The 23,173-nt window shown below is 62.3% G+C and carries 16 protein-coding genes and 3 pseudogenes; 7 read left to right on the top strand and 12 right to left on the bottom strand.

Features of this window, described 5'->3' with window-relative positions:
- Positions 1-600 precede the first annotated feature (600 nt).
- Genes OOB33_RS04575 through OOB33_RS04555 form a run of 5 tightly spaced genes read right to left on the bottom strand, consistent with a single transcriptional unit; the run spans position 601 to position 6,654 of the window.
- Positions 601-1,464: an isocitrate lyase/PEP mutase family protein gene (locus tag OOB33_RS04575; RefSeq protein WP_271007834.1), complete on the bottom strand. Its 864-nt coding sequence runs from the start codon at positions 1,462-1,464 to the stop codon at positions 601-603.
- 21 nt (positions 1,465-1,485) lie between these two features.
- A complete protein-coding gene (gene prpF / locus OOB33_RS04570; RefSeq protein WP_271007833.1) occupies positions 1,486-2,679 on the bottom strand; it encodes a 2-methylaconitate cis-trans isomerase PrpF in 1,194 nt (397 codons plus the stop codon).
- Positions 2,679-5,279 (bottom strand): Fe/S-dependent 2-methylisocitrate dehydratase AcnD, encoded by a 2,601-nt coding sequence (gene acnD / locus OOB33_RS04565; RefSeq protein ID WP_271007832.1) that lies wholly within the window; start codon positions 5,277-5,279, stop codon positions 2,679-2,681. Before acnD ends, prpF begins: the two co-directional genes overlap by 1 nt.
- A 13-nt stretch (positions 5,280-5,292) precedes the next feature.
- A complete protein-coding gene (gene prpC / locus OOB33_RS04560) occupies positions 5,293-6,450 on the bottom strand; it encodes a bifunctional 2-methylcitrate synthase/citrate synthase (protein WP_271007831.1) in 1,158 nt (385 codons plus the stop codon).
- Positions 6,451-6,465: 15 nt separating this feature from the next.
- The gene (locus OOB33_RS04555) at positions 6,466-6,654 is read right to left on the bottom strand and encodes a hypothetical protein (RefSeq protein ID WP_271007830.1); all 189 of its coding nucleotides are present in this window, start codon (positions 6,652-6,654) and stop codon (positions 6,466-6,468) included.
- 392 nt (positions 6,655-7,046) lie between these two features.
- Here OOB33_RS04555 and OOB33_RS04550 point away from each other — a divergent pair, with 392 nt between their 5' ends.
- Positions 7,047-8,465 carry a short-chain fatty acyl-CoA regulator family protein gene (locus OOB33_RS04550; protein WP_271007829.1) on the top strand — a complete coding sequence of 473 codons (1,419 nt, stop codon included), beginning with the start codon at positions 7,047-7,049 and terminating at the stop codon, positions 8,463-8,465.
- A 450-nt stretch (positions 8,466-8,915) separates the two neighbouring features.
- On the opposite strand, the pseudogene OOB33_RS04545 reads toward OOB33_RS04550, so the two are convergent.
- Positions 8,916-9,413, bottom strand: a pseudogene (locus OOB33_RS04545) (IS630 family transposase); the annotation flags it as partial.
- Between OOB33_RS04545 and OOB33_RS04540 the strand changes: the two are divergent.
- Positions 9,413-9,625 (top strand): annotated as a pseudogene (locus OOB33_RS04540) (integrase core domain-containing protein); the annotation flags it as partial. The pseudogenes OOB33_RS04545 and OOB33_RS04540 sit on opposite strands and share 1 nt — an antisense overlap.
- A gap of 315 nt (positions 9,626-9,940) precedes the next feature.
- On the opposite strand, the pseudogene OOB33_RS04535 reads toward OOB33_RS04540, so the two are convergent.
- Positions 9,941-10,284, bottom strand: a pseudogene (locus OOB33_RS04535) (IS110 family transposase); the annotation flags it as partial.
- A gap of 123 nt (positions 10,285-10,407) precedes the next feature.
- On the opposite strand from OOB33_RS04535, the gene OOB33_RS04530 reads away from it, so the two are divergent.
- From OOB33_RS04530 to OOB33_RS04515, 4 genes are all read left to right on the top strand, one after another.
- On the top strand, positions 10,408-12,492 hold the full coding sequence (locus tag OOB33_RS04530) for a GspE/PulE family protein (protein ID WP_271007828.1): 2,085 nt from the start codon (positions 10,408-10,410) through the stop codon (positions 12,490-12,492).
- Positions 12,489-13,748 (top strand): pilin, encoded by a 1,260-nt coding sequence (locus tag OOB33_RS04525; protein ID WP_442952988.1) that lies wholly within the window; start codon positions 12,489-12,491, stop codon positions 13,746-13,748. Before OOB33_RS04530 ends, OOB33_RS04525 begins: the two co-directional genes overlap by 4 nt.
- A 496-nt stretch (positions 13,749-14,244) precedes the next feature.
- Positions 14,245-14,583, top strand: coding sequence for a hypothetical protein (locus tag OOB33_RS04520; protein WP_271007826.1), 339 nt, complete (start codon positions 14,245-14,247; stop codon positions 14,581-14,583).
- 232 nt (positions 14,584-14,815) lie between these two features.
- Positions 14,816-15,226: a hypothetical protein gene (locus tag OOB33_RS04515; protein ID WP_271007825.1), complete on the top strand. Its 411-nt coding sequence runs from the start codon at positions 14,816-14,818 to the stop codon at positions 15,224-15,226.
- A 210-nt stretch (positions 15,227-15,436) separates the two neighbouring features.
- On the opposite strand, the gene OOB33_RS04510 is transcribed toward OOB33_RS04515, so the two are convergent.
- The 4 genes from OOB33_RS04510 to ltaE are packed head-to-tail and all read right to left on the bottom strand — an operon-like array spanning position 15,437 to position 19,757.
- Positions 15,437-16,498, bottom strand: a complete 1,062-nt coding sequence (locus OOB33_RS04510) for a hypothetical protein (RefSeq protein WP_271007824.1) — start codon at positions 16,496-16,498, stop codon at positions 15,437-15,439.
- 19 nt (positions 16,499-16,517) lie between these two features.
- Positions 16,518-17,822, bottom strand: coding sequence for a cysteine desulfurase-like protein (locus OOB33_RS04505; RefSeq protein ID WP_271007823.1), 1,305 nt, complete (start codon positions 17,820-17,822; stop codon positions 16,518-16,520).
- 11 nt (positions 17,823-17,833) lie between these two features.
- On the bottom strand, positions 17,834-18,730 hold the full coding sequence (locus OOB33_RS04500; RefSeq protein WP_271007822.1) for a helix-turn-helix transcriptional regulator: 897 nt from the start codon (positions 18,728-18,730) through the stop codon (positions 17,834-17,836).
- Complete coding sequence (gene ltaE / locus OOB33_RS04495) at positions 18,705-19,757, bottom strand: low-specificity L-threonine aldolase (protein ID WP_271010013.1); 1,053 nt, start codon at positions 19,755-19,757, stop codon at positions 18,705-18,707. The genes OOB33_RS04500 and ltaE overlap by 26 nt, the downstream gene beginning before the upstream one ends.
- A gap of 490 nt (positions 19,758-20,247) precedes the next feature.
- Here ltaE and OOB33_RS04490 point away from each other — a divergent pair, with 490 nt between their 5' ends.
- Entirely contained in the window at positions 20,248-21,438 is a 1,191-nt protein-coding gene (locus OOB33_RS04490; RefSeq protein WP_271007821.1) for a M23 family metallopeptidase, read from the top strand.
- Positions 21,439-21,486: 48 nt separating this feature from the next.
- Here the strand turns inward: OOB33_RS04490 and OOB33_RS04485 are convergent, their stop codons facing one another.
- A complete protein-coding gene (locus OOB33_RS04485; RefSeq protein WP_271007820.1) occupies positions 21,487-23,103 on the bottom strand; it encodes a sigma 54-interacting transcriptional regulator in 1,617 nt (538 codons plus the stop codon).
- Positions 23,104-23,173 lie beyond the last annotated feature (70 nt).

The following is a 23,173-nucleotide window of genomic DNA, read 5'->3' as shown; positions in this document are numbered from 1 at the left end:
TCAGGAGTCGGTCGCGCGGATCAGACAAACTCACGTTGACCTCCATCAAGCCGACTGTCACGTCAGCGGTTCGCGCCCCCATGAACGTCAGCGAACCGTGAGCCAGCGGCCAATCGCATTGGGACCCGCCGTGCCGCGCCGTGAATGACCGGTCCCTTCGAACGCAGCAGAATCTGGTCGAGCCAGAGCTTCCGGTCGATTCGCTCCAAAGCTGCCAGACGGCCAAGCCCAGCCACTTTCGAGTCCGATATGTACAAACCGCATAGAGGGCATCGCCCGGGGAATGAAGTCTCGTTGGAAGCTGCCGACTGTAATGTTGCTTTCTACCGTGCAGCTCAGGGCGAGGCTCCATCTCGGCCGTCTCGGGTTGTTTAGACGGTCACGATAACATCACGGTTATGCCCGCCGTGTTCATCAGCTACAGGGTCAAGCATCCCTTTTTACATGTCAGACGAGTATGACTGCGATCCGCTGTGAACCGGGAATGGACCGAGGGCTGCACCAACTCCTTTCCCGTTCGCTCCCCCTCTGATCGCTGACGTCCAGCAATTCGAATGGACCAAACACGTATGTGCGACAGTGGGCTGCCGAATGAAACTATCAGGTGTAGCGCTTCTCCAGGGCATCCCACTCAGCCTTGTTGACCAGCCGCTGCCGCTCTGCGAAGGACACGACCACCGTCGGGTCTTCATCGATACGCTGAGTCTGCCGCAACAGCGTGAGCGCCTTTTGCATCCCCGCCACTGCGCCCTGCAAGGGTGCATTGGCGTACAGCACGAAGCCATAGCCCAGAGAAGCCAATTCCTCGGCACCAAAGATCGGCGTTCTTCCCCCAATGACCATGTTCATCAGTTGCGGGCGCTGATGCAGGCGTTGCGGCAAGGCACGAACTTCGGTCTCGTTGGTGACGGCCTCGACGAAGAGGATGTCGGCACCGGCTTCCGCGAAACGATGAGCGCGTTCGACAGCCGCTTCGAAGCCATGGGTGGCCGCAGCATCGGTGCGGGCCATGATGAGCAAGTCGGCATCACGGCGCGCATCGACAGCCGCTTTGATCTTGCTGACCGCTTCTTCCGTGGAGATGACATCCTTACCCGAGAAATGGCCACAGCGCTTGGGGGCAACCTGGTCTTCGATCTGGATGCAGTCCGCGCCGGCGCGTTCGAGAACGCGCACGGTATGGCGGACGTTCAGCGCGTTGCCAAATCCAGTGTCAGCATCGACGATCAGCGGCAGGTCCACGGCATCACGGATGCGAGCCGTGTGATCGGCAATGTCAGCCAGACCCATAAAGCCTTGGTCCGGCATACCGAGCCACATATTGGTCACGCCAGCGCCGGTGACGTAGAGGGCCTCGAAACCGACGTCGGCGATCACTTTTGCCGAGAGCGCGTTGAAGGCGCCTGGCACCAGGATGCCGCGGCGGGCTTCAGCCAGGGCCTTGAGGTTCTTGCGAGTGGACATGTTCGTATCTTTCTTAAGTTCTCAGAAGCAGTCGCCAGGTACTCGGACGAAGCCCTCCATGAGGACTCGGGCACTTCGGCTCATCAAGGCTGCAGTGACCTGCCATCGCCCTTCGACCTGGTGCGCCTCAGCACCGACGCGTAGCGTCCCCGATGGGTGCCCAAGGCGCACGGCTTTGCGCTCGCCCCCGCCTGCTGCCAAATTCACCAGCGTGCCAGGGACTGCGGCCGCCGCACCAATGGCCACCGCTGCCGTACCCATCATGGCGTGATGAAGTTTCCCCATGGAGATGGCGCGCACGAGCAGATCAGTGTCAGATGCTGCGATCGGCTTGCCGCTGGATGCGATGTAGTCCGCCGGCTTGCCGACGAACGCGACCTTCGGTGTGTGCGGCCGACAGGTCGCTTCGTCAATATGATTGATCAAGCCCATGCAGACGGCACCATGCGCTCGTATGGACTCGAACATGGACAGCGCCTTGGCGTCGCCGTTGATGGCGTCCTGCATTTCAGTGCCTGTGTAACCAATGGCGTCGGCGCTGACGAAGATGGTGGGAATCCCAGCGTTGATCAGTGTGGCCTTAAGTACGCCGACGCCGGGCACATCGAGCTCATCGACCAGATTCCCCGTCGGAAACATAGCGCCGCCGACGCCATCGCCATAATCGGGGGCTGGATCGACGAACGCCAGCGCGACCTCGGCGGCGGGGAAAGTCACCCCGTCCAACTCAAAGTCACCGGTCTCCTGGACTTCACCGTTAGCAATTGGCACATATGCAACGATGGTCTTGCCGATATTGGACTGCCAGATGCGCACTTCAGCCACACCATGCGGCGGCACTCGCGTAGCATCGACCAGACCGTGGCTGATTGCAAAAGGACCCACTGCCGCAGAAAGATTGCCGCAGTTACCGCTCCAGTCCACGAACGCCTTGTCGATGGCGACTTGGCCAAATAGATAGTCCACATCGTGACCGGTCCGTTTGCTCTTGGAGATGATCGCCACTTTGCTGGTGCTCGACGTGGCACCGCCCATCCCATCGATATGCTTGCCGTAGGCATCCGGGCTGCCGATCACACGCATGAGAAGATCATCTCGCGCAGGGCCGGGCTCTTGAGCAGGCGGAGGCAGATCGTCCAAATGGAAAAACATTCCTTTGCTGGTACCACCGCGCATATAGGTGCCGGCGATTTTGATTTGCGGGACGATACTCATCAGACGGCCTTCGCGCTTGTGTTGGCCAGGAAGTCTTGCGCGAAGCGCTGCAGCACGCCACCTGCTTCGTAGATCGAGACCTCCTCGGCCGTGTCAAGACGGCAAGTCATGGGCACCTCGACCCGGTCACCATCCTTTCGGGTGATGACCATGCTCAAGTCGGAACGCGGGTGAATTTCGCCCACGACGTCAAAGACCTCGGTCCCGTCGATGTTGAGCGTCCTTCGATTGATGCCAGCCTTGAACTCCAGGGGCAGCACGCCCATGCCGATCAGGTTGGTGCGGTGGATCCGCTCAAATCCTTCGGCTGCGATGACCTCAACGCCAGTGAGTCGCACGCCTTTGGCGGCCCAGTCCCGAGAGGATCCCTGACCATAGTCGGCACCGGCCACGATGATCAAGGGCTGCTTACGCGCCATATAGATCTCGATAGCTTCCCACATGCGCACCACTTGACCCTCAGGCTCGACACGGGCCAGCGATCCCTTCTTGACCTGCCCATCGACCACAGCCATCTCATTGATCAGTTGCGGATTGGCGAAGGTGGCACGCATCGCAGTCAGGTGATCTCCGCGATGCGTCGCATAAGAATTGAAGTCTTCTGCGGGCAGTCCCATCTTCAGAAGGTACTCACCCGCAGCGCTGTCGGGCTCAATGGCATTGGACGGCGACATGTGATCGGTTGTGATGTTGTCAGGCAGCACGGCCAACGGGCGAAGCCCCTTCAATGAGCGCTCGCCTGCCAAAGCGCCGTCCCAATATGGCGGGCGGCGTATGTAAGTACTCTTCGGTCGCCAGTCGTACAGCGGGCTGACCTTCTCGCCGTTGGCGGTCCCAATCTTGAACATCGGTTCGTATACCCGGTGAAACTGTTCTGGCTTGAGACTGCGTGCGACCACAGCATCGATCTCCTCGTCACTGGGCCAGAGATCCTTCAGAGTGACGGCGAGTCCCGTCGCATCGATGCCCAACACATCCTTCTCAATATCGAAACGAATGGTGCCTGCAATGGCGTACGCAACCACCAACGGTGGCGAGGCCAGGAAGGCTTGCTTCGCACGCGGGTGGATTCGACCGTCGAAATTGCGATTACCCGAAAGCACTGCGGTAGCGTACAGATCGCGTTCGACGATCTCTTGCTCAATGACCGGGTCCAATGCGCCAGACATGCCATTGCAGGTCGTGCAGGCGAACGCAACGATGCCGAACCCAAGCTTCTCCAACTCGCGCAGCAGACCCGCCTCTTCGAGGTAGAGCTGCACTGCTTTCGAGCCTGGCGCAAACGAGGACTTGACCCAGGGCTTCCGCACAAGTCCACGAACGTTGGCATTGCGTGCCAGCAGTCCTGCAGCGACGACATTGCGCGGGTTGCTGGTGTTCGTACAACTGGTGATCGCAGCAATGATGACCGCGCCATCAGGAATCTGTCCTGGCATGTCTTCCCAGGGCGCCGCAACGCCGTGAGCGGCTAGATCCGAAGTTGCCAACCGCTTGTGCGGGTTGGAAGGACCCGCCATCGTACGAACAACGCTGGAGAGATTGAAACGTAGCGTCCGCTCGTACTCGGCCTTATTCAGGAGGTCAGACCACAGACCTGCCCGCTTGGCGTAGATCTCGACCAGACGCACCTGCTCTGCGTCGCGGCCGGTCAAGGACAAGTAGTCCAACGTATGCCGATCGATAGAGAACATCGTGGCGCTTGCGCCAAATTCAGGCGTCATGTTGGAGATGGTTGCCCGGTCGCCCAGTGTCAGCCGTGCTGAGCCTTCGCCAAAGAACTCAAGGTAGGCGCCAACCACTTTCTCTTTCCGCAGAAACTCGGTCAGGGTCAGCACGATGTCTGTCGCGGTGATGCCGGGCTGCGGGCTTCCGCTCAGTTCCACGCCGACGATGTCCGGCAGACGCATCCAGGAAGCGCGACCTAGCATCACGCTCTCCGCCTCCAGGCCGCCCACACCGATGGCGATGACGCCCAGCGCATTGACATGGGGGGTATGGCTGTCAGTACCGACCAGCGTGTCCGGGAAGGCCACGCCATCCTGGGCATGGACCACAGGCGACATTCGCTCCAGATTGATCTGGTGCATGATCCCGTTCCCCGGCGGGATCACCTCCACGTTCTTGAAAGCCTTCTTCGTCCAATCAATGAAGTGAAATCGATCCTCGTTGCGGTGGTCTTCGATGGCGCGGTTCTTGGCGAAGGCCTCAGGGTCGAATCCGGCGTGCTCCACGGCCAATGAGTGGTCAACGATCAGCTGAGTCGGAACGACTGGGTTGACCATCGCGGGGTCTCCGCCTTGGTCAGCAATGGCGTCGCGCAGACCGGCCAGATCTACCAAGGCCGTCTGGCCCAGAATGTCATGACAAACGACGCGAGCTGGGAACCAAGGGAAGTCAAGGTCGCGCTTGCGCCCGATCAGTTGCTTTAGCGAATCGGAGAGCATCAAAGGATCACAGCGGCGCACCAAGTTCTCGGCATGCACCCGCAAAGTGTAGGGCAGCCCTTCATAGGCGCCAGGCTGGATCGCATCGACAGCGGCGCGCGCATCGAAGTAGTCGAGCTGGGTGCCGGGCAAGTTCTTGCGGTACTGGGTATTCACGGGCTGCTACTGCTTACTTGCGTTCTTGAATGGGGACAAAGGCAAGGTCTTCTGGCCCGATGTAATTGGCGCTCGGACGGATGATCTTGTTATCGATGCGTTGCTCAATGATGTGAGCGGCCCAGCCACTGGTGCGAGAAATAACGAACAGCGGCGTGAACATTGCAGTCGGCACCCCCATCATGTGATAGCTGACAGCACTGAACCAATCGAGGTTGGGGAACATTCGCTTCACGTCCCACATGGCTGTTTCCAGGCGCTCGGCGATGTCGAACATCTTGGTCGAACCGGCCGATTGGGAAAGCGACTTGGCGACACCCTTGATGACGACATTGCGCGGGTCGCTGACCGTATAGACCGGGTGGCCGAAGCCAATCACGACCTCCTTGTCTTCGATACGGCGACGGATATCCGCCTCGGCTTCGTCAGGCGAGTCATAGCGTTTTTGCGTTTCGAAGGCGACCTCATTTGCACCACCATGCTTGGGACCGCGCAGCGCACCGATGGCACCAGTGATGGCTGAGTAGACGTCGCTGCCAGTACCGGCGACCACGCGGGCGGCGAAGGTCGAAGCATTGAACTCATGCTCAGCGTACAAGTTGAGCGAGGTGTGCATTGCCCGCTCCCATTCGAGGGAAGGCTTCTGGCCATGCAACAGGTGCAGGAAATGCGCGCCGATGGAGTCGTCTTCAGTTTCGACCGAGATGCGCTTGCCCGTCGTGCTCCAGTGGTACCAGTACAGCAGCATCGAACCGAGCGAGGCCAACAGGCGATCGGCGATGTCACGCGCGCCGGGCAGGTTGTGGTCATCCTTCTCAGGCAAGACACAGCCAAGTGCCGAGACGCCGGTTCGCATCACATCCATGGGATGGGCGCTGGCAGGCAATTGCTCGAGCGCTTCCTTCACATTCGCCGGCAGGCCACGCATGGCCTTGAGCTTTGCTTTGTAGGCCCGAAGCTCGGCGGCATTCGGGAGCTTGCCATGCACTAGCAGGTGGGCGACCTCTTCGAATTCGCATGTCTCTGCGATGTCCAAGATGTCGTAACCGCGATAGTGCAAGTCGTTGCCGGTGCGGCCGACGGTGCACAGGGCAGTGTTGCCGGCCAACACGCCGGACAGAGCGACCGACTTCTTCGGCTTGAAGTCAGAGGGAAACGTAGCTTCGGCCATGGGTTTATTCCAAATTCAGTGGGACTGGGCGCGCTGAAGTGCGCGCTCAATTGGCGGAAATGACTGCTGAGCCTGCATTCCGCTTGGGTGACTGAGCTCATCGACCCGCAATGGGACAAGGCTGGCGCGCCGCTCTTCGAAGAGCTGAACGTCCGGCGGCGCATCAATGGCTACACGAACCTCAGCCTGGATGGGCAATGCCATCCACGGCAAACTCCAGGGTGCCGGGGCAGTCGCGCCCCGATGGGTGCTGCTGCCCGCAACTCAAACTGAACGGCACCGGCCATGGCGTCTGAGACGCGCGCGAACTCGGCTGCCGCTGGTACGAGAATCTTGTCGACCCCTACCCTCGCTGGCGAGCCGAATCGCAAGGCGCAATGTGTAACCCGCGCAGTTAGCGCCGGTTTAATCAGACGCAGATCGTTGACCGGTGTTGCGAGCCGTGCGGTGTGCCCTTCCATGGTGAACTCCAGAGGCTTTGGTGTTTGCAATATTCGCATTGGGTTATGCTGTGATCAATGGCTGAATTGGCCATGATTTGCAAAGAAACTTGAGCAAATTTGCGAAGTTTGCGAAGTTTTTAAGAGGCGACGGAAGTGAGAAAAACTTTTCTCGGCGTGAAGCTGAAGACGCTGCGTGAGCAACGCGTTATGACCCAAGCCGCCCTGGCGCAAGCGCTGGAGCTATCGCCCAGCTACCTGAACCAGTTGGAGAACAACCAACGGCCTTTGACCGTGCCGGTCTTGCTGCGCCTGCAGTCAACGTTGGGCGTGGATTTGCAGTTCTTCTCCGAAGACGACGATGCGCGCATGACTGCGCAACTGCAAGAGATCGTGGCCGAGACGGCCGTCCCGGGCGGTGTGCCAGATGCCGAACTGCGCACGCTTGCTACGCAGATGCCCGCGCTGTCGCAACTGCTGATCCGCCTTCATCAGCGTGCGCAAGGTGCCGAGGAGCGGGTGATGAACCTGGCTGCCATCCTGGGTGAACGAGGTGGTGAAGAGTTTCCGGGTGTGCAACCGCACGAAGAGGTTCGCGACTTCTTCTATGCCCAGAACAATCACATGGCAGGGCTCGACGAATGCGCCGAAGCGCACTACGAACAGTTGCACGCGAAAGCCACGCCTAACGCCGATCTTCCCGACCTATTGCAAAGCTATCTGGCGGACAGGCACGGAGTGACACTCCAGACCTTGGGTTCAGATCAGCCCCTGCTGAGGCGCTATGAACCTGGCCAACGCCGGCTTCAAGTGACGGACTCCGCGACACCTGGTCAGCGCGGCTTCCAGTTGGCAACGCAACTTGCCTATCTCGAAGCGGACGATTTGATCGGCACGACCGCAGACACAGGCAATTTCACCAGCGTCGAAGCCAAGGCATTGGCTCGGATCGGATTGGCCAGCTACTTTGCCGGAGCCTTGGTATTGCCTTACGGTCGTTTCCTTGCTGCCGCTCAGCTGGCACGCTATGACATCGACCTTTTGGCCCAGCAGTTCGGTGTCAGCTTCGAGACCGTCTGCCACCGTCTATCGACCTTGCAGCGCCCGCAAGCGCGAGGCATCCCGTTCTTCTTTGTTCGGGTCGACCGTGCCGGCAACATTTCCAAACGGCAGTCGGCCACTGATTTCCATTTTTCGCGCAGTGGCGGCACGTGTCCGCTCTGGAATGTCTACGAGGCATTCGCCCAACCTGGCAAGGTTCTGACTCAAGTGGCCAGCATGCCGGACGGGCGCAACTATCTTTGGATTGCGCGCTCAGAGACTCGTCAGACTGGTGGATACGGCTCACCCGCACGAAGTTTCGCCATTGGCCTCGGTTGCGACATTCGCCATGCATCTCAGCTCGTGTATGCAAAAGGCTTGGATTTGACGACACCGGAAAGTGCAACGCCGATTGGACCCGGTTGCAAGCTGTGCGAACGACAGGGATGTGCTCAGCGTGCATTCCCTGCGCTGGGTCGAAGGCTGAGCATTGATGAGGGCGAGCGGCTCAAGGAGCCGTATGCAGCGACTTGAGGTCTAAGTGCGCCTCGACGAAGCTCTGTCCGTCAAAACTGTAGCGTCTGTCGCCACCCTGTTCCTGTTCACACGCTTGCTGGCCGCAACCGGGCTACCGTGCAGGACACCAGCGAATGCGTTCACCGGGCGACATGGTCAAAGAGGCGAACTGAAGCGACCTCCCCAAACACACGGAGGCTCGCGCACTTGAACCTTGCCCTCGACCAATGTCACCGCCAGCAAAGCTGGCAAGGAGCCGCCAAGGCACGCTCCAAGCTGAACCACAAAGGCTGCTCCCGTGGCGACCACCTAAGGTCCCGCAGCCTGGACCAAAAGCGGCTGTCCCGCATCTTTAGCTAGCTCGAAGAAGGCCTCGCACTCCTCCACCTGCGCTGAAAGGCGACCAGCTCTGAGCAACATGTGCACCCAGGTGGCCGCTTAGTTGCGATAGTCGAATGCATGGAGGGCCTAGTGTCCTGTCGCATAAATACGTTCTGCGATTCGTTCGACCTTTTTCAGGATTGAATCGGCAGTTGCCGTCCATTTGAACAGCGCGGTGTCGGCGTTGTGCTGTTTCACGAACAGGTCGATCTGCTGCTTGAGTTCACGGACGCTGGAGAACGAATTTCGACGAATTGCGCGCTCCGTGATCAACGCGAACCAGCGTTCCACCTGATTGATCCACGAACTGTAGGTCGGGGTGAAGTGCAGGTGGAACCGCGGGTGTCTGGCCAGCCAGGCATTGACCTTCGCATGTTTGTGGGTGATGTAGTTGTCACAGACAAGATGCAGATCCAATTCGGCCGGGGTCTCCTTGTCGATTTGGCGCAGAAAATCCAGAAACTCTTGGTGCCGATGGTGCGGACGCACCCGAGATATGACCTCACCGTTGGCCACGTTCAACGCCGCAAACAGCGTTGTCGTGCCGTGACGTACGTAGTCGTGAGTGACGCCCTCCGCATAACCCATATCGGCCGCAGACCAACGGCAAGGCCGAGCGGTTCATCCAGACCGGCCTGCGCGAATGGGCTTACGTCCGAAGCTACGGCAGCAGTCAGGAACGTACCGAGCTGCTGCCGAGCTTCTTGAACTACTTCAACGGCCGTCGGCCACACTCAGCCTTAGGCTACAGGCCTCCAGCTTCCCGGCTTGCCGGGAACAACCTATTGCAAGTCAACATCCCGGGGCGATTCACTGCCGTATTCGTTGAACAATTGGAACTGGAGGCGAAATCTAAAATGTCGCTGCTACTAGGTCGTCAAACAAGCTGACTGCCGTCGAGATATAGGCATGTGCTGCCAATCGAGTCACCAAATGCTTCCCGTTTGGCTCACTTGGTGAGCAGCCTTCAGGGCTGACGAGTCGTCGGAGGGAAGCAGTGCCGCGAACACCTGACGCTGCTGTCTGCTGGCGTGTTTTGGTTTAAGGGCGCTTTGGCCTCTCACGGTTAAGTCACTAAGGAAGGTCTGCACAAAGCGCAGGCACCTGCATCACCTTGCGCATGCGTCGCACGCTGTGCTGCTGGCCGCAGCGTCGTTGGCGTCGTTCTTGCCGCAGTGGCCCTCGGCGCGATAGGGGCGGCCAGGTGAGCCGAGATGATGCGAGCATCCAGCCCCATCGCGCGCAGGGCCCGCGCCCAGTGATGTGCGCTGGAGCTGAACTCCATCACCACCATGCAGCCGGCCTGCAACACCGCATACCAAGCCAGGAACTTGCCGCGGGCCAGCGCCCGGTTCGTTAGCACGCGGCCACCGCCGTCAACGATGTGCCCCTGAATGACTTGCTTAGAGAGATCCACGCCTACGCGCACCGCTGGAACTTGGGTATTCTTATCCATGGAACTCCCCTTTCGAAATGGCTGCAGATTGATGACCAACACCACCAAGCTTGGCGCTTTGACGCCGTTGCCTGAAGGTGGGGAGTCCCTTCGTATTCCGTTCTCGACAGGGGAGTCTTTTACGTGCCAACCAACCATGCATGGCTACTGGCGGCCGCCCGCCATCTGCGCCCCGGGGCGGCGGTGCCAGCCGTCGAGATTGCCAAGGACCTCGGTGAGGCCTGGGCGCAAGTGGCAGCGCTCTTTCATCTCAGCGCAGCGGAGCTGGCCAGTGGCGTGGCTCAAACGGCGGGGCTGGAAGTCGGCAGCATGTCCCTGTTTCGGCCGGGCGATGGCTCCGCACTGTCCGAGCGCATGTGCAGGCAGACTGGGCTGCTGCCGTTGTGGCAGGACGCGACGACGATGTGCGTAGCACTCTCGGATCCCCAGCCGATTCAGGAGTTGAGCCGGCAGCTGGCCTTCGCTGCGGGCCGCCCGGTTCGATTCGTCGTGCTCCCACCTGACGACATTGACACGGGTTTGACCCGTCTGTTCGCCGATGGCGCGGCCGGTGTCGCGGACCGACCGAAGTTCATCGATCTGCAAGCTGGCGATGCGCACCATGAGGGCAGCAGTACGCCACGTCTGTTCCGGGCGATTTTCCAGGCCGCGCTGGATCGGCGCGCGTCTGATGTCCACATCCACCCATTTGTCGGCGGCGGCGCGATCCGCTTTCGAGTCGACGGGCTGCTGCGCCGGATCGCAACCGTGCCCATGCACACGCTCGAGGCGCTGTCGCGTTTCCTGAAGGCCAACGCAGGGCTGGAGAACACGCCGCTCAAGCCGCAGGACGGACGCCTGCGCCTAAGGTCGGGCCAGCGCGAGATCGACGTCCGCCTTTCCATCCTGCCCGCCTATGACGGTGACCGTATCGTCTGCCGATTGCTCGACCAGGGGCGCAACTTCTCGTTGCAGCAGGGGCATTTCTCCAGCGCTGATCAGCTGACTTTGCGGCGTTTCGCCGCCCATAGCTCGGGCATTGTGCTGCTGACGGGGCCGACGGGCTCGGGCAAGACTTCGACGCTGTACGCGCTGCTGTCCGAGCTCAATTGTGTCGAGGTGAACATCATGACCATCGAGAACCCGGTGGAGTATGTCTTGCCCGGCATTTCACAGATCCAGGTGAACGACAAGCAGGGCCTGAGTTTTGCGGAAACCCTGCGCTCGGTCTTGCGCCAGGATCCGGACATCGTATTGGTCGGTGAAATCCGCGACGCCGAGACCGCGCGGGTTGCAGGGCAGGCTGCCTTGACGGGCCATCTGGTCCTGTCGACGCTGCACACCAACGATGCCTTGGGCACGCTGCCGCGCCTGCAGGACCTGGGCCTCGATCCGGGAACCGTTGCCGACGCCCTGGTCGGCGTGGTGTCGCAACGTCTGGTGCGTAGGCTCTGTTTTGCGTGCCGCTGCGCAGTGCAACTGCCGCTTACCGGCGACGAGGCAGATTTCCAGCGTATCACCGGCGAGCTGCCCGCCTATCGGCCGGTCGGATGCCCCCAGTGCGAGTTCAGCGGGTATCGCGGACAGTTGCCGGTGATCGAGCACCTGGAGATGACGCCTGCGCTACGCCAAGCGGTCAGAGCCGGACGTAGCGACTTCTCTCAGTCTGCGGAACTGCTCAAGGACTGCCATCGCTCGATAGCTGCCAGCGCCAAGGACTGGATCGTTTCCGGTGAAACCACGCCGTCGGAGGTGCAGCGAGTGCTGAGCATGAAGTTCTGGACCGATCTGGCCGCGATGCACAGCAAGGTGTTGGGCAGCTTAAGCCTGGGGCTGCGCCAAGATCAATTGGGCGAGGCGCGCCTGACGATCCTGATGCTTTCCGCTGACATCCACCTAGCGGAGCAATTGCGTGGATCCATGGCCTTCGATCTGGTCCGGGTGGCCGACGAGAACGCTGCGGCCGATCACATGGCACGCCATGGCAATGTGATAGCTCTGGTGATTGACACCGCATCGCTGGATGACAAGCCTAGCGCCTGGTTGCAACGACTCCGTGCCAAGCTTGCATGGTCAGGGCTTCCAGCGCTGTTCATCGCTAGGCAGGGCGATGATGACTTGCGAACTACGCTGCAGCAGTTCCATGCCTCGGTCTTGGACGCCAGCGAACTGAACGCGCAAAGCCTGGCTCAGGCACTGAGCCATTTGCTCAAAGGAGGACCGCAATGACGAGACAATCGAAGATGGCCCAAAGGGCCCATACAAAAGGCTTCTCGCTGGTCGAGGTCATGCTGGTGCTGGCGGTCGTCGGGGTGCTGGTGGCCATTGCCTACCCGGCGTACCGCGACTACGTCACCCGGGCACGCGTCTCGGAAGGGCTTGTATTCGCAGACGCCGCACGTGTGCCGGTTGAACTGGCGCTGGCCGGCGGCGGCAATCCACCAGCCGATCTGCTGGCTTCGGCCAGTGGTCAGGCGGGGCACATGATGACGGGTCTGAGCTGGACCGCCGGCAAGCCCGGCTCTGGCGTGCTGGGCTACATCCTGGCTGAAATGCAGCTGCCCGGGATGGGTGTGAAGAAGGCGCTGGCCCTGGAGCTGCGCAGCAGTTTGGACTGGCATTGCGTTGATGCGCAGCGTTATGTCGGGATTGATGCAGGCCTGGAGCCGAAGTACTTGCCGTCCAGTTGCCGCGGCGACGCCGGCGCGATGGGGCGCATCCAGGCCCAGGCGATGGCCGGGGCCAGCAGCGCTGCCGGTGGTGCGGCGCAAGCCAGCTGCACGCCCGGGATGCATCTGGCCAGCAGACCGACGGCGAACAACAAGTGGGTGCAAGCCTGTGTGCCCGACCAGGCCGCTCCAGCGGTGCCGCGCTCGCAATCGGACTGTGCGACTGGACAGATCTACCTGGCTGGGCCGCCGGCAACCTGCAGTCCAGCTCCGGTTCATGTCGCAGCAGCAGCGGCCAGCACACCAACCGCTCCCAGTTGTTCCAACGGCGTGGCCAGCAACGGCCAATGCATCCCGACTTGCCGGCCTGGCTGGGAACTCAAGTCATCGGACAACAGCGTGTGCGTGCTGGCCGGCTCGCCCAAGGTGCACTTGTGCCAAGGGCCTAAGTTCATCTGCGAGCGCGCGCACGCGGCGCGGTCGGGCTGTCCTCAGGACCGGCCGTTTGCGGCCAACTTCGTGGAAAATTTGCAAGACGGTTCGCGCTATGTCACGCGGGACTGCATCAGTCTGGCTAACGCTTTCAAGGCCGTGGCGGACAACGCCAAGCGAGCCGAGTGCCGGAACTACAGCGTGGACAGTCTTCAGGCCGCCCACTTCAGCTGCACCTTCCCTTGCTATGGCGCCGAGTGCAACAAGGAGACGGTGCCAACCAGCGGTGTGCCCAGCTGGGACAAGCGCCTGAAAGATCCAGCCACCGGAAAGCTGCGCGACAGGACCGAGCAAGACCTGCCGGACATGTTCGACCGGCCCTAGCGCTGCACGCCCTGTCATGAGCTCCGCATCGAAACCGGATCCCGATGATGCCTTGCGCGCCTTGCGCCAAGGCCTGGACGAAGCACGCTCGGGTGACTCCAGGGACCGGACCGTGCCGCCACCAGCGTCAGGCAGACTCCGCGCGGACAACGGAGGCGCCGGCGACGAGCTGCGCCAGTTGCTGAGGAAAGAATCCAGTGTCGGGTTGGCGCCTCCTCTCGGGGGCCGTGCGGCAGCTCCCAAAACTGCTACATCGCCCACTGGGCTCAAGGCCGAGCTGGCCGATTTGGCCATGCCCGGCCGCTCCGTGGAGGCAGAGCCTGGCCGAGCCGCGCCGGGACGGCGGCCCGACGAGGGGGCCGCTGGCGATCTCGTTGCCTTGCGAAGCCTCGCGCGCGCCGAGCCGAAGGCGGCCGGAGTTGCTTCTCGGACCGTTGCGTCGCCAGGGGGGACCCGACGACCGTGGGCATGGGCCGCGTTGTTGCTGATGCTGTGCATGGTGCTGGCCTGGCGCTGGCCGTATGAGACGGGGAAGGTCCCTCAAAGCGAGTTGGCTCAACTGGTGCAGCACATCGCGCAGGAGCTCGCGCACAGCGAGCGCAGCGCTGGAGCGCTGCCCCAGCAATTGCGCGGCCTGAAGACCGTGCCGGCCGAGGCGCTGGAAATGGCGATGGAGGACTACCAGGCACGCCTGCTGGAGCCGGCCCTGGAGCTGTTCTACCTGCCGCTGAGCCGGCGCGACTTCGTGCTGATTGGGCGCTACGACGGGGTGGCGTGGATGTATGCCTCCGGCGAGGCCCACCCCTTGAGGCAGGTTCCGGCGTATTCGCCTTGAGCAGGCCGTCGGTGGTGATTTTTCAACTCTTGCACTCACGCCGAAGCTCTTCTCAAATCAGCAAGATCGTGCCGACGGATAGTGGCACTAGCAGTAGTATTGAACGGCGGGGAGCGCCAGTCTCCTTCAGAGAGTAGGTCCCATTCGTACTGGGTACGGAATCGGGGATCGATAGGTGGTCTTCGGGCCATCGAACTCGAAACTGAACCACTTCTGAGGGTCGTGCAGACCTATGGTGCCGCCAGAGGTTTTGCTGGCCACGGCTGACTACCGCAGCAAAGCCGTGTTGGCGCAGTTGAGCCAGCGCTGGGTGGAGGTGATCGTCGCGCTGGGTCGAGAAAGCAAGAGCCCGTCGGAGATCGATGCGGACAAGTGCCCGCACACGACGGCGATGGCGGCCAAGCTGCAGAACCAGGAAGGAAGGGAAAACCGCCGACGGAAGGGCCATCGAGAGGGCACCCAATGCTTGGATCAAGTAGGTGTTGAGATTCAGGCAGTTCAGCTCCAGGGGCATCGAGAAAGTTTGCCGCGAGGCCAAGCCCGTGTGCGCGGCGCTGAATCTGCGGCGCATGGCGGTGATGGGGGCTTGAAAGGGACGAAAAGCAGGCTTGCGGAAGATCCAGTAGGCCAGTGTGAAGCCTGACGGCATCGTCAATGCGGCAAATGCAACTCGGGCAAACGCAACGAGGCCACCAAAAGCCTCTACGGCTCAGATCAGCACCGGCGCGCCAAGGCTCTGCCGCGCAGACTCCTTGCGCCAAACATGCGCTAGGAGTCTGCGCGATCGTTCGTGTTTCGAGGCCTCTGGCCGGTGTCATGGTAGAGCTCGTGTTGTTGACTTCCGTTCCGTTTCTCACCAAGGCCGCCGCTTGCCCACCCAGCCGGTGTGGCTGCGATGTGACAGGGATTCGCCGCTGAGAATGTGCACAGCGTCGCGCAACATCGACGCTGCCGTCGGCGCCGGCTCACGCTCCCACAGCTTGTGGTAGCTGATGCCGTAGATGTCCGAGTGGTATTCGAGCGCCATCTCCCAGCCATTGCACTGGGCCAGGAAGTCCGTGGCCTCCAGCGCCACCGGTGCCACGGTGTAGCGGCCCTCACTGGCCTCGGCGACGAGCCGGATCACCCGGCCGGCAGCCTGTTCTGCCTGAACGCGCTGAATCGTCATGTCGGCAATGCCGCTGACCTGGATGTCCTTGAGCTGCAGTCGCTCGCCCGTGACGCTGTTGAGAATGATGAGCAGCTTGTTGGCCGTGTCCCAGCCACCGATGTCCAGCGAGGGGTCGGCCTCGGCGATGCCGCGCCGCTGCGCCTCGTCCAGCGCCGCGGCGAAGCTTTTTCCGTCACGCATGGACTCGAGAATGAAGTTGGTGGTGCTGTTGAACACGCCGCGCACGCGTGTGATCCGGCCCAGCACCATGTCGCGCCGGGCGATATTGAGCACCGGCAAACCGCCGCAGACCGTGGCGCTGTAGCGCAGGCCCGCGCCGCTGGCTGCAGCCAGCTCGTGCAGCTCGTGAAAGGCCAGCACCAGCGGCCCCTTGTTCGCGAGCACGACAGACACGCCATCGGCCAGCGCCGCGCGCACCAGGGACAAGCCCGGCTCGCCCGTCTTCAGGTTGACCGGCGAGGCCTCGAAGATCAGGTCGCAGTGCTCGGCCAGACGCTCAGGTGCGCGATGCGACCAGCGCGCCCCCAGGTCGGCCGTGCACCCGCCTGCAGCCTTGTGGCGCAGCAGCGCTGCGGGCTCGAAGCCCTGCGCATCGATCGCAAAACCACGGCTGTCGGCCACCAACACGATCTGCAGCTGCAGCTCGTACTCGGCGAGCAGGCGCTCTTGCTTGTCCTGGAGGATGCGCAGGAGGTTCTGGTTGACGGCGCCGTAGCCGATCAGCCCAACTCGAATCTTCTTCATGGTGTGCTTCCTTCTTGTCTTAGCGGACCAGCCGGCGAATGGCGCTGAGCGTCTGCTCGACTTCTTCGCTGGTGTTGTAGTGCGCCGCGCCGATGCGCAACACCCCTTCCTCGGCCGGGATTCCCAACTGCTCGACGATGCCCAGCGCGTAGTTGTGGCCGCTCCACACGAAGATGTTCTCGCCCGCCAAGGCCTGTGCCAGCCGCGCCGCAGCGATGCGGCGATGGCGGACAGAAACCGTGGGCACTCGTGGTGCGGCCGAAGAGCGCTCATCGGGTCCGATGATCGAGACATCGGCCAACGTCGCCAGCCCAGCCAAAAGCTGGGCCGTCAAGGCACGCTCGTGTTCGGTGATCAGCCCGAAGGCCGCAACGATCTGCTCGCGTCGCGACGCCCCCGGCACTCTGCCCGCACCCAGGGAAGCGAAGTGCTCTACCGCGGCGATCAGCCCGGCCTGCAGCTCGATGGCCGGCGTGCCGGTCTCAAACTTGCCCGGCAGCTCGCCCGAGACGCTGCGGCACTTGTAGGCATGCAGCTGCTCCAGCAAGGAGCGGCGCCCCCACAACACACCCAGGTGCGGGCCGAAGAACTTGTAGGGCGAGCACATGAGGAAATCGCAGCCCAGCGCCACGACGTCGATGGCAGCATGCGGCGCGAGTTGCACCGCATCCACATACACCAACAGGCCGGCCGCCTTGGCAGCCTTGACCAGCGCAGGCACATCATTCACCGCACCCGTCAGGTTGCTAGCGTAGTTCAATGCCAGCAGGCGAGTCTTCGGTGTGATCAGGGCCCTGAGATGCTCCAGCTCGACGCGCCAGCTGTCTGCATCGAATTCAGCCCAGCGCACGACCAGGCCGCGCTCTTCTGCCATTTCGAGCCAAGGCGCCACATTGGCTTCGTGATCCATGCGCGTCAGGATGACTTCGTCACCGGCCTGAAGCTCGCGGCCGATGCTGCGCGAGAGCTGGAAGGTCAAGGTGGTCGAGTTCGGGCCGATGATGATCTCGGACGGGTCGGGCGTGCCCAGAAACTCCGCCATCGCGCGGTGGGCCTGATCGACGATCCGGTCTGCCTCGCGCGAGGTCCGGAAATAGCCGCCCTGGTTCGCACAGGCCTGCATGAAGCTGTCGGAGATGGCTTGCATCACCGTCAGCGGCACCTGTGTGCCGGCCGGGTTGTCTAGATAGACGCGCGGCCGACCGTCATCGCGCAGAGACAGCGAAGGGAACGCAGCGCGTACGTCCTGAACGGAATAGCTCATTGGAGACTCCTGTGTTATCAGCGCGCCAGATCCGCCCGGCACGCGAAAGCGGCGATGCACTTGCCTGTGCTCTACGCTGCGAAATACCGCATCACCCGCGCGAACAGCTCGGCCTGCGAAGAGATGCCGAGCTTTCGGTAGATATTGGCCCGGTGCGTCTTCACCGTGGGCAGCGCGATGCCCAGACGCAGGCCGATCGACTCCGAGGAGTGGCCCGCGACGATCAGGCGGACGATGTCCTGCTCGCGTCGCGACAGTTCAGACAGCTCCCCCAGCTCGGTCGGCGCCACGCGGCCCGGCGCGGCCGCCGCCAGCACCTGGAAGTGCTTCCGGATGCTGCTGACCAGCAAGGGCACCAGGCCGTGGAAGCGGGCCTGCACCTCGGCCTGCACACCTGCTTCGCCGAGCTTGCGAGACAGGGAGACTTCGACCACCTCGCCCTCGGCCACTGGCGCAGCCAGCAGCAGCTCCTGCATGCCCCTTGGCCAACCTTCGGTGATGAAGCCGATTTCCTCGCGCTCGTCAGGCCGGAGCTTGCCTGCCAAGGCCTGAAGCTCAGCGGCCTGCTGCGTCACCAGGGACTGCATCGGAAACAGGCCCGGGGTGGGCTGCCCCTGCACGAAACGGTGGAAGGGGTTGTGCCGGTAGGTGTCGTCCAGGTAGTTGCGCATTCCCAGGCCGAAGCCCAGCGGCGTCAGCCCATCGTGCAACAGCACCGGCGCCCCCTGGCGACGGTGCAGCAGGATCACGCAGAACTCGTGCGCGACGATGTCCTGCAGCTGCGCCGCGATCCAGGCGAAGAAGTCCTCCGCCCCCACCCGGTCCACCAGCTGCGCAGCCCACAGCCCCAGGTCGACGCGCAGGCCCTCCAGCGCCGGCGAAGGCGGCTGGCGCTCAGGCAGGGGCGCCGCCCCGGCTGCGTCGATGGTGAGCGGCGCCAGCTCAGCGGAAGAAGGCTTTGATCGCATCCACGACTTCACGAATGTTGTCACGCGAAACATCCAGGTGCGTGACGAGCCGGATCCTGCTGTCAGCCGGCCCGATGCGGATGCCGCGTGCCGCTAGGAACTCGATGAGCGGTCCGCGTCGGGATTCCTCGACTTCCAGGAACACCATATTCGTATGGCCCTCATGGGCTTTCAGGCCCGGCACGCCGCTGAGCCCGCGCGCCAGCTGGCGCGCATTCTCGTGGTCGATGCCCAGCCGCGGCAGATTGAAGCTCAGTGCGTAATGCCCGGCAGCAGCCAGCACGCCAGCCTGGCGCATGCCACCGCCCAGAGTCTTGCGCAGGCGCGCCGCACGACCGATGAAATCGCGACTGCCGCACAGCACGGAGCCGGCCGGAGCACCCAGCCCCTTGGACAGGCAGACCGACACGCTGTCGAATGGGCGCGCCAGCTGCAGCGGCGCAAGGCCGCTGGCCGCCGCGGCATGCCAGATGCGCGCGCCGTCCAGGTGCAGCAGCAGCCCCTGCTCCCGCGCGAGCGCGCACAGCCGCTCGACAAGCTCCTGCGGCTGGACCTGGCCACCGACGGTGTTCTCCAAGGCCAGCAGCCGCGAGCGCGCGAACCAGGTGCGATCCGGCTTGATGGCGGCACGCACATCGTCCGGCCTGAGGTTGCCGTTCTCGTCAGCCGGCACCGGACAAGGCACGACGCCCCCCAGCGCTGCAGCACCGCCGCCCTCGTACACATAGCTGTGATAGCTGGAACCCACGATGAACTCGTCGCCGCGCTCGCAGTGCGAGAGCAGGGCCGCCAGATTGCTTTGCGTCCCGCTGGGCATGAAAAGCCCGGCCTCCTTGCCCAACAGCGCGGCGACACGCTCTTGCAGCGCGTTGACCATCGGGTCTTCGCCATAGACATCGTCGCCGACCTCGGCGTCCGCCATGGCCTGACGCATGCCGACATCCGGCTTGGTCACGGTGTCGCTGACCAGGTCGATCCGGTAGCGTTTGATCGCGGCGGCAGTGGACGCAGTCCAAGGGGAGGAGATGGGCAAAGCAGAGGAGTTAGACATGGAATGCGGTTATCTGGTCAACAGATCGATACATTAGCAAGCCGATCAACTTGCACGCCATCGTGCCAAAGGATGAGCGACGCATACAGGAACGGCAAGCAGACCTACGCCCGACAGAACCAGTGTGGAGGGGAGTCGGTCACAAGCGTGCAGTCCAGAACCACCGCTCTACGCATGGGATCGAGGTGGGCGTCGAAAATCTGACCGAGATCTTTCTTCTGGAAATGGAGGCATCGGGCTGTTGGATCGTTGTGCGTCCTGCTTGAATTACGAAAAGCGCGCTAATCGCGCATTTGTATCTATTTGATGACGAAGGAACAGCGACTTTCAGAGCTGTCCTGGGGGTAGCCGTGCGCTATTCGCTCATGGCACGCCAATTGCGCCTTGCTGAGGGCCGATCTCGCGTACTGCTTGTTTGGAGACAGCAAGCGCGTCGGCACTACCCAACCAAGAAACAAGGACCGTCATGAATTCCAAAGCTTTGAGAATTGTGTTCCTGGCCTGCCTAAGCCTGTCTGGCTTGAGTCTGGTTCAAGCGCAGTCAGCCAAGACTACCCAGGCAGCTCCGCTGCATCCGTTGATCTATGGTCGTGAAGAAATGTTCGGATTTGATGTCGAGGACTACCTCAGTAGCAAGGCGCCGGCACTGCTTCCTTATGCGGAAGCGATCTCGCATTGGGCCGGCTACAGCAGCATCAGCCCTCGTGTCTTGCTCGCCCTGATCGAGCAGCAAACAGGTTTACTCAGCCGACCGCAGCAGTCACGTGCAGCTTTGGTGCGTCCCATGGGTGAGTTGTCCAGCGCCTTGGGTTTTTCGGAGCAAGTCCGCGATGTGGCAGACCAACTCGCTCGTGCTCTGTATCCTGCCTCGTCTGAAGCGGGGAGTCGTGAATTCAAGGGGGGCGACCTTGCGCCAGTGTCAGCATTGGCTGGCCTGCTTGCGCGCAGCAGCAGCGCGATGCAGGCCCGAGCCCAGGAGCGCACCGACACGGTTGAGCAGGATTTCGCCCTGGTCTATCAGGGCTTGTTCGGCCATCGCTTTGATGTAGATGCCGCCCGCATGCCGCTGTCGGCTTTGCAACCTGCTGGCACGCTGCGGCGGACGATGGGCGTCCAGTCGCTTGGTGCTGCCAGCAGTTATCTACAGTTTCCTTTCCCGGTAGGACAGTCTTGGTATGTCGGCGGGGCGCACACCAACACAGGCAGTGGCACCTATCCGATGTCTTCGCTCGATATGTACAAGTCCGGCGGATGGGGCAGCAATCAGTCCGCCAATTGGGTGGTGGCGTCAGCTGGTGGAACCTTCAAGAAGCATTCATCCTGTTTTGCTGAAGTGGTCCATACCGACGGTTGGTCGACCACCTACTATCACCTGCAGAACCTGCGCTACAACACTGGCGCCTATGTGGCCAAGAACGTGGGCATCGGCAATCCGGCCAGCAACCAAGCCCAGGCTTTGTGCAATGGCGGGCAGTCCACAGGACCGCATCTGCATTTCAGCCTGAAGTACAACGGGGGCTGGATGCACCTGGCTGGCTATGCCTTGTCCAGCTGGGTGATTACCGCCAACGGTGTCAATTACGACACCAACTGCTCGACTTTCTATATGACCCGCAACGGCGTCAAACGCTGCGCCGGGCTGATGTACAACGACTGATCCTGTCCTGTTCGGCTAGTTCCAGCGCCCGGGCGGCGGTATTCGGCCTCATGTCGATCGACCGATGCCGTGGCGCTTCAGCTTCGTGGCCACGACGTTGTGGGACAGCCCCAATCTCTGAGCCAGCTTGCGCGAACTGGGATAGTCCGGATAGAGGCGCAGTAGCAGCTCGCGCTCGAACTGCTCCACCGCCTCTGCCCAACAGGGCTGACCAGAGGGGAGCAAATCGGCCTGGTCGTCTTCACTGCCGCCGCCGCGCAGATCCAAGCTGGATCTGCTGGCGCCGGCGTCCATCGGTCCGGGCTCGCGCTTGTAGGCCGGGGGCAGGTCCAGGTCGGCGACCTCGATCAGATCCCGCTCTGTCATGGTCACGGCGCGAAAGATCAGGTTCTGCAGTTGGCGCACGTTGCCGGGCCAGCGATGGCGCAGCAAGGCCTGGCGTGCCTCCGGGCTGAGCTGGGGCATGTCGCGGCCGATCTGGCGGGCCGAGCGGGCTAGAAAGTGGTCGCAGAGCAGCAGCACGTCTTCGCCGCGTTCACGCAGCGGCGCCAGGGTCAGGGTCAGCACATTGAGCCGGTAGTACAGGTCTTCGCGGAATTGGCCGCGCTCCACCATCTGCTCGAGATTTCGGTGCGTGGCGCAGATGATGCGCACATCGGCAACCTGCTCCCGTTCGCCGCCGACTCTGCGGAAGCTGCCATCGTTGAGGAAGCGCAGCAGCTTGGCCTGCAAATAGAGCGACATTTCGCCGATCTCGTCGAGAAAGACCGTGCCGCCATTGGCCATTTCAAACAGGCCCGGTTTGCCGCCGCGCTGGGCGCCTGAGAAGGCACCAGAGGCATAGCCGAAGAGCTCGCTCTCGGCCAGGCTTTCAGGCAAGGCGGCGGCATTGAGCGCCAGAAAGGCTGAGCCCTGGCGGCGGCTGCGCTGGTGACAGGCCCGCGCCACCAGCTCCTTGCCGGTTCCGGTTTCTCCCAGAATCATCAGTGGCGCTTCCACCAGCGCCACCCGTTCGGCTCGTGCACGCAGGCCGCGCATGGCGGCCGATTCGCCGAGCAGGGCAGCCAGGCCCTGAGGCGGTTCGGTGCGTTGCAGCTGCGCCGCTTGGTCACCGAGCCACTCGGGGGCGCGCAAGGTCACCACAGCGCCATTGAGCGCGCCGGTGTCCGCGTTCTTGAGCGGATGGGCGTCGAGGATCCAGGCCCGGCCGCCGAAACTGACCTCCTGGTTGCTGGCCTTGCATTCGAGGTCGAGGATGTCCTGCCAGAGCTTGGGGGCCTTGAGCAACTCACCCAGGGCCAGACCGACCCAGCGGCTGCGACCGGCACCGGACAGGCGCGCGGCCGCCTCACTGTGGACCACGATTTGCCCCGCCCGGTTGAGCACGAATACTGGTTGTGCCATCGAGGCCAGCAGCAGATCCAGCTGCTGACGCCGAGCTTCACCGGGCATCAGGCTGACCGTTTCGATCCGCTTGACGCCGGGAATCGCCAGCAGCGCCGCTTCGATGCGGCTGCGCATGGCGGGCTGCAGCTGCGGCACGTTCAGGTAGATGTTGTGCAGGCCCATTTCCATGGTGGCCAGGTCCAGCTGATGCTGGGCGATCAGGGCCAGCACCTCGTGGGTGATGCCCAGCCGATCTTCGGTGATCAGGCGCAGCTGCATGTGTGCGGTTTTGGTTACGGATGTTGATGTGTCATGAGTACGGTGATTAGTTTGTCATGAAAGTCTTACG

Origin of the sequence: Paucibacter sp. B51 (assembly GCF_027863535.1) — a bacterium.
GTDB classification, from domain to species: domain Bacteria; phylum Pseudomonadota; class Gammaproteobacteria; order Burkholderiales; family Burkholderiaceae_C; genus Paucibacter_A; species Paucibacter_A aquatilis.
The sequence above is the reverse complement of the archived record's forward strand: the minus strand, read 5'-3'. Positions and strand labels throughout refer to the sequence as shown.

Coding starts and splice junctions, on each gene's coding strand:
- prpF (WP_271007833.1), bottom strand. CDS start 2,679: ATGAGTATCGTCCCGCAAATCAAAATCGCCGGCACCTATATGCGCGGT.
- prpC (WP_271007831.1), bottom strand. CDS start 6,450: ATGGCCGAAGCTACGTTTCCCTCTGACTTCAAGCCGAAGAAGTCGGTC.
- OOB33_RS04555 (WP_271007830.1), bottom strand. CDS start 6,654: ATGGCATTGCCCATCCAGGCTGAGGTTCGTGTAGCCATTGATGCGCCG.
- OOB33_RS04520 (WP_271007826.1), top strand. CDS start 14,245: ATGGTGCTGGCCTGGCGCTGGCCGTATGAGACGGGGAAGGTCCCTCAA.
- OOB33_RS04510 (WP_271007824.1), bottom strand. CDS start 16,498: ATGAAGAAGATTCGAGTTGGGCTGATCGGCTACGGCGCCGTCAACCAG.
- OOB33_RS04485 (WP_271007820.1), bottom strand. CDS start 23,103: ATGCAGCTGCGCCTGATCACCGAAGATCGGCTGGGCATCACCCACGAG.
- OOB33_RS04515 (WP_271007825.1), top strand. CDS start 14,816: ATGGTGCCGCCAGAGGTTTTGCTGGCCACGGCTGACTACCGCAGCAAA.
- OOB33_RS04575 (WP_271007834.1), bottom strand. CDS start 1,464: ATGTCCACTCGCAAGAACCTCAAGGCCCTGGCTGAAGCCCGCCGCGGC.
- OOB33_RS04525 (WP_442952988.1), top strand. CDS start 12,489: ATGACGAGACAATCGAAGATGGCCCAAAGGGCCCATACAAAAGGCTTC.
- OOB33_RS04500 (WP_271007822.1), bottom strand. CDS start 18,730: ATGCGATCAAAGCCTTCTTCCGCTGAGCTGGCGCCGCTCACCATCGAC.
- OOB33_RS04490 (WP_271007821.1), top strand. CDS start 20,248: ATGAATTCCAAAGCTTTGAGAATTGTGTTCCTGGCCTGCCTAAGCCTG.